A 6,052-nucleotide genomic window follows, 5' to 3' on the forward strand; every position below is an offset into this window, starting at 1 on the left:
TGTAAAGCGCAAGACACCTCGGTCAGTCCCCTCTCCCTCCGGGAGAGGGCTGGGGTGAGGGCCGCTCTTGACCCACCCGTTTAACGCGCCCAAAAACCCCGTTTAAAAGACACTCACCGTTACTTCCCCAAGGCTACAACGCCTTGCGCCATTACCTACGACTAAGCCAGAATCCGCCGGCTTGTGCGTCTAGTACGCGGGTCTTATCGTTCCATGGTCACTGAAAACAAGTGATCGGGTTTGGTAGCCCGCAGCGCTGACGCATTGCGTCACCTTATGCAGTTGCATTCATGCGACTGGATTTATGGTGGCCATGCTCAGGGCTTCTTCGGAAGCGCCGGTTCCAGTGCTCCGGTCTACCAACCTGCGTATGGTCGCCACCCCCTCGTTTGGTAGCGAGAGTGGTTGACTCCAATTTAATCAGTACTGGAGTTACATCAATGATCAAGCCAACACCCAACCCACCAGAAACCGATCCGGTTTCACCCTACCAATTCCCCGACTCCCGAACCCTCAACGAAGCCGCCGAACGCGCCCTCGACCACTACCTCACCCCACAACAACGCATCATGGGCAGCCACACCACGCACGACCCCATGTTCCTGGCCAACCCCGCCTACAACAGCGAATCCCTGTTGGCCAACGCCTGCGAATCGCTCAGCTCCGCCAGCGAAATGCTCAGCAACTTCGCCGCAATCCTGGAGCCTGCGCACCGCAAGACTGCGCTGGGAATTGCGCAGGTGGTTATGGTTGCGGGGCTGGCGGTGAATCAGGCGTTGGATCATGTTGAGGTGAAGGCGTAAGCGGCTGAGCGCTGTAGATCAATAGCTGGAAAGAAAATGGCCGAGGTTGTCAGTCGTAACTGACAGCCTCGGCCAAATGAAGAGCTCTATTTTAAAAGGATTTCGATGTCGTCCTAGGTTTTCAGGTTTGTCGATTCGTAGCCAACACTTGCAGTAATAAATATCTCTCGCTCCTCCGCCAGACAGTTTACTACTGATACAAAGGGGTCGATTTACTTAAAGGTAAGCACCGCCTTCTGAGGGTTTACTTAAGTACTTTGTCACCTCTAATTAGAGCGGGAGATGAGACACTAAGATTCGCAACGGCGGTCGCAAAACTCCCGACATCGGACTCAAGGTAACTTCGTAAATAATGGGATGTCACAAAATCAACAAGATAGTCACCTTTTAGAATATCCGAATCTAAATTACGCACAAATGTAATCCTGCCTCGCTCCATTAAAGTTTTCTCCTCACCATCTAGAGTAAGTGACATCAAGTTATCGCGCAGCACCACCACAGGAAAAACCAACCATACAACACGCCAATCGCCCGAATTGTTTAAACCAAGGGATTTAAGACGCATATCCAAAGCTTTAACCATTGGAAGAAATATCGAGTCATAAATTCCGTCATGATTAGCAACCCAGTCGCTTCCTTTTCTTACGACTTTCGAGAACTGGGTAGCCTTGTTCGGGGATTGAAAATAGTAGTGAGATGAAGCAAGCCCTAAATGACTGAACGCAGGCACTTCTCTAAAGGAGTTAGGACCAATATTTTCTCGGTAAAACCTACAAGGAAAAATGTACTCTTTGGGACGAAGCGTGACCAATTCACGTTTATTCTTAGGGCGTTCTAAAAAAACAAAAGGACAACTGGAGTCTTTACATTCAACTAGAAGCTCTGCAAAAACTTGGATTTTCCTTTCCTCATCATGAAGAAAAGTTTTCACCGCACGAAGGTCGATCTCCCGAGATTTCTTCGTATCCAGGTCCAAATAGGGCCAAGATGTTTCAACATGAAACCCCTCCTCTTCCAGAGCGGTCGCAACTTCTTGCTCAAAGAGAAATCCGGACTTATTTAACGCTGCGATTATTTGTTCATTTGTAGGACGATTAGCAGCCATATCCTTCTCACACCCAAAATTGAATTATAACTATATACGCCACTCCACTTTACTCATACAAACCTTACCCCATCAACGCCCCGTTTTTTTTTGACGACGTTGAGCAGCTCGCTTCCGCGCAGCTCTAAAACGATCACTTGAAAAAAGCCGATCAGAATTAAATTCTTTTTGGACCAAACGCACCTCCCATAAAAGCTCAAAGCTCTTAAAATGGCTCGGAGGAATGCTTGACGAAGAAAAGCGTTCTCGGAAGGACGGCGACTTTGAAATAATAGAGCGCAATCTTTTGTAGTTCGGATTCAGAAAAGCTTGATAAAACAGATACTTCACCTCATAGATAGTAAACTGAGAAGACAATATATTAAGATAGTGCTCCTGCCTTTCTGGCGAAAAGCAATCATCCTCAACCAAAGATAAAATTGTGTTCAACGTCTCGGTATATCTTGTTTGTCGAAAGAAAATTGCACTACTAATTTTATAGAGTAAATATATGTAATCTTCCTGATCATCCCCCTCAGGATTAAAGGGAAAAATCAACATACGGTGCGCGGCACAAGCCTCATCAAATTTCTGCTGAAGAACACTAAGCGCATCAATTCCATAAATTCGTTCACCTACTGCCGCCTCCGATCTTATTGATAGATGACTTAGATTTTCTTTATAAAGCGTAAGAAGGCGATAAAACGACTCTTCAAACTGTTGCTGCTGAAAAGTTCTGCTCTGAAGCTTTATTTCAGTGCGAGTTTCGGAAAGCTCCATTCTTGTAAGCTTTATATCCTCGCGCTGTAGGAAAATCGTGACAAGTAGTCCAGCGAAACCAAGACCCGTGAACAAGCTATTTAACGCGCCAAAACTATCTCCAAAAGTTCCAGCCTTCGCTATTGAATACTCTTCAATTGGCCAGGTCTTTAAAATCAAAACCAGAGCATACGAAAGAACAGAAACCAGTATCACGCCAAAACAAACCAAAGCAACATTTCGCATATGCAAATTTGGTGGAGAGCTTGGACTATCAAAATCTTCTTTGTAAAAAAAATTACTAAATTTTTTCATTTCTGCACCTTAACCAACGAAGCCTTATTAACTATTTTCTATAGCATGACCAAAATATTCTCGGAAAATAAACCAGTCTCCTTTCTAACCAACACCGGTTAGTTGCCTACCCCCCCATGGCCGCCTTATTTAGCAACCACTTATCAAGAGTAAGATTATTTAATCCTACGGGGCGTACACCGTAACTCCAGGAGCAAATGTTCGATAAATAAAGGTGACACCATCCTCATCAGAATCGCGAGTGTCATCTTTAATCTCTATTATTTTAGCAGCCAATATGCTTCCGTCGAAATTTTTAACTAGAAAAACCTCTGCCACCCCTACAGCGTAGACTCGCGAACTACTGTCAAAAGAGTCAAACACTAAAACCTCATCCCTAGACACATGTTTCACTCGAGCTACTTTTGTTCCAGGAACTGTATACACATAAATTCTTTCATCACTTGCCTTGCTGAATTGCAACTTAAAGCTTGCCTTATCTGCCACCTTGATTGACAGTTCGCCATTACACGTCGAATAGTCAAACTCAACAATATTCTCGTAATAGTTCAGTCTTAACGTCTCATTGGTAGAAACTGAGGATTCGGCATCCTTCACTGCCGCTACTACGTCCTTCTCTACACCTTCACGGCTGAGCAGCTCACCTAAACTTAATAATTCGAGGCTTCTTCCATCAGTCTCTCTGCGGTATTCATCAATTAATTCAGGCCTGAGGTAAATCCCCTTATTATTGCTCCTTACACGCCAGTCAGCTTTTTCCTCACCTGTCACAAATATGAGATTTTGCTTTTTTTTCTTGCCAATTTCAATAATGCTAAGCCAAATTAAAAAGTCCCCAATACCCGAATCTGCTTTGCCTGCATCCTTATATCCAGGTGGAATTTTAGATGCTACTCGCTCTTTCCATTTTCTCTCTACCTCGCCTCGTTCAAAAGCTGGATCAACTACGGCGTCACCCACAAAAATTTCGCGATAGGCCGAACTCACAGGGTCATTCCCGCGCCATGCCTTCATGGTCTTTACTAAACTGCGCAATGACTCTGAGTATTCATTATTTGCTTGGCGAATTTTTTTTATTGCGTTTAGAGCAGGGGCCGCCTCTTGGAGATCATCAAAAAAATCAGGTAAATTAATCATCCCGTTATTTACACCATTGGCTTTGGCTTCAACATCTTTCAAAATATCTGAAATTTTGCGATCCCGATTTGATATATACTCCCGAAGCACTCGCCCAGGCACAAACAACCTTTTTGCTTTAGCTAATTTAGCAAACGTCGATTTAATTGCTCCAAATTGTCTACCGCCCATTACAAATGGCAGCAGCAGCGCATTGGTGTCTAGTACAACCAACTCATTTTTATCATGCGCATGAAGTACAGACGATTGAAGCAAGTGAGTCAAGTCTGGGAATGCTTCTTCAAGCGCCCAAATAGTTGGCGAAATATGACCTTTCTCTGTAGCGGCCACCTTTGGTTTTGTACCATTCGTCATTCAACTTGCACTCTTGAGAATTATAACAATTTGATCGGAAAACCTTGCACTTAAGAAATATCCGCTCGCCCTTATTGAGTTTATTTTCCCAACCACCGACTAGATTTTTATGGCACGCAAAACTTCATTAAAGGCAATTAATCTGTCTGAATACTTCCGCTCCTCATTATCAGTTCTCTTTCCGTCGGTCAAGTCTGCGGAATATCCGCGAATACTCGTCGGGGCACATGTAGAATCGGCGCGCTGAAAATGAAACACGCCAATACCCTGGAACGAATACTTTTCGCTATCTTTGTCACAGTTGTAAGTGTATGTCAGGAGTCCGGAAACTGCGTCTATATTCTCTGAGACTGAGTTCCATAATGCGTATGATTCACCAAATTCATTGAAAGCTTGCCCTCGGATTTTTAATGTCGAAAGAGACTGCTCGAAATGTTCTACCGTACGAATTGTCTCTCCACTAGCAGACTTGAAGCTTCCGACCCAAGTGCCCCCAAGGTAGTGCGCGCCAAGCAACCAGCGCTTTACCCAGTTCCAACGCTTTGCTAAGCCAACAACTAGCGCCGCAAGGGCCCTGTAAATCCCGACAGTGGAGAAAATGATCACCACCGGTTTGATGTATTGATTTAGCTCAGGTGAAAAAGTCAGGCGCGGAACAACTAAATCAATAACATAAAACATGAAAATCACGGTTGCGACTGTTACATATGAGTGAAACTTGTGTTCTGGAGTCATCGAAAAACCCAATAGAAAATGATCGCAAGCTATTTTTCAGAACGAGACAGAAAACGCAGCTCTCTACCTTTATCGCCTCTTTTTTTGTTTTATATTATCTTTTTATCGTTCTTCACGATGATAAGGGGCACATGTTTTTCCTGATCTTTGACTAAAGCTTCACCCCTCATGATTTTCATGCAACTGCGTAACGCGTCAAATGCAAAAAAACCACAGCCTGGGATTGTAACCAACGCCAGCAGCATGAATTTCGGACCAAGATTAAAGGGTGCCGCAAGCAGAAGGGGGGACATTGCCAACAGGGATGCCAAGATGTAAATAAGAAGATAAAATGATTTCCTCCAGACTCTAGAAAAACGATTTTGGTACTTTGACCTAAACTCAATCCTATGAACCTTTTTATTTAACTCTACGTACCGCCTTGAAAGCGCGTAATCGCTCAAAGACTTGTTAGGATTAGAGAGTGAAATAAGGTACTTAATATCGGAAACCTGAATAGAAGAGGTTCCCGCCAAGGCGTAGTAGCCTCGTTCAACAGCAAGGTGATGAGGTGGTACTTCTTCATCTATATCGGCGAGAAATTCTTTCGCAAATTTATACTCTTCCCTCAGTTTCAACTTACTGCTGGAGGAAAGTTCATAGAAGATTTTTGCTACACCGATCATCGCGCCAATAGCCATGATGATTTTTACGATCGTTCCTATTTCCATAAGGTATTTCATCCATTGAGTTACGACGGTCAAGAGATTTTCAACGGTATGACATTAAATGGCTACTATTTTTTTTGTGCAGACCTCACTGATCACGGCCTAACCAACCTAGGCATCTCCACCCCCTCCCCCAACCTCTCCACCCCCAACCGCAC

6 protein-coding genes are annotated in these 6,052 nt (G+C 44.2%); 1 reads left to right on the plus strand and 5 read right to left on the minus strand.

Annotated features, from left to right (window positions below; genetic code table 11):
- The first annotated feature begins 440 nt into the window (after positions 1–440).
- The gene (locus CAF76_RS03605) at positions 441–803 is read left to right on the plus strand and encodes a DUF6124 family protein (protein ID WP_085646845.1); all 363 of its coding nucleotides are present in this window, start codon (positions 441–443) and stop codon (positions 801–803) included.
- Between the two features lie 244 nt (positions 804–1,047).
- On the opposite strand, the gene CAF76_RS28335 is transcribed toward CAF76_RS03605, so the two are convergent.
- The 5 genes from CAF76_RS28335 to CAF76_RS03615 form a co-directional block, all read right to left on the minus strand.
- Entirely contained in the window at positions 1,048–1,908 is an 861-nt protein-coding gene (locus tag CAF76_RS28335; RefSeq protein ID WP_143491804.1) for a hypothetical protein, read from the minus strand.
- 72 nt (positions 1,909–1,980) lie between these two features.
- Entirely contained in the window at positions 1,981–2,961 is a 981-nt protein-coding gene (locus tag CAF76_RS28340) for a putative phage abortive infection protein (protein ID WP_143491805.1), read from the minus strand.
- Between the two features lie 165 nt (positions 2,962–3,126).
- Positions 3,127–4,452, minus strand: a complete 1,326-nt coding sequence (locus CAF76_RS28345) for a PIN domain-containing protein (protein ID WP_143491806.1) — start codon at positions 4,450–4,452, stop codon at positions 3,127–3,129.
- A 99-nt stretch (positions 4,453–4,551) separates the two neighbouring features.
- Positions 4,552–5,187, minus strand: coding sequence for a hypothetical protein (locus CAF76_RS28350; RefSeq protein ID WP_143491807.1), 636 nt, complete (start codon positions 5,185–5,187; stop codon positions 4,552–4,554).
- 89 nt (positions 5,188–5,276) lie between these two features.
- The gene (locus tag CAF76_RS03615) at positions 5,277–5,897 is read right to left on the minus strand and encodes a hypothetical protein (RefSeq protein WP_085646847.1); all 621 of its coding nucleotides are present in this window, start codon (positions 5,895–5,897) and stop codon (positions 5,277–5,279) included.
- Positions 5,898–6,052: the final 155 nt, after the last annotated feature.

Origin of the sequence: Pseudomonas sp. B40(2017), from assembly GCF_002112855.1 — a bacterium.
Classification (GTDB): domain Bacteria; phylum Pseudomonadota; class Gammaproteobacteria; order Pseudomonadales; family Pseudomonadaceae; genus Aquipseudomonas; species Aquipseudomonas pharyngis.

Excerpts from the sequence above, each read along its gene's own strand:
- CAF76_RS03605 (WP_085646845.1), top strand. The coding sequence starts at position 441 with ATGATCAAGCCAACACCCAACCCACCAGAAACCGATCCGGTTTCACCC.
- CAF76_RS28335 (WP_143491804.1), bottom strand. The coding sequence starts at position 1,908 with ATGGCTGCTAATCGTCCTACAAATGAACAAATAATCGCAGCGTTAAAT.
- CAF76_RS28340 (WP_143491805.1), bottom strand. The coding sequence starts at position 2,961 with ATGAAAAAATTTAGTAATTTTTTTTACAAAGAAGATTTTGATAGTCCA.
- CAF76_RS28345 (WP_143491806.1), bottom strand. The coding sequence starts at position 4,452 with ATGACGAATGGTACAAAACCAAAGGTGGCCGCTACAGAGAAAGGTCAT.
- CAF76_RS28350 (WP_143491807.1), bottom strand. The coding sequence starts at position 5,187 with ATGACTCCAGAACACAAGTTTCACTCATATGTAACAGTCGCAACCGTG.
- CAF76_RS03615 (WP_085646847.1), bottom strand. The coding sequence starts at position 5,897 with ATGGAAATAGGAACGATCGTAAAAATCATCATGGCTATTGGCGCGATG.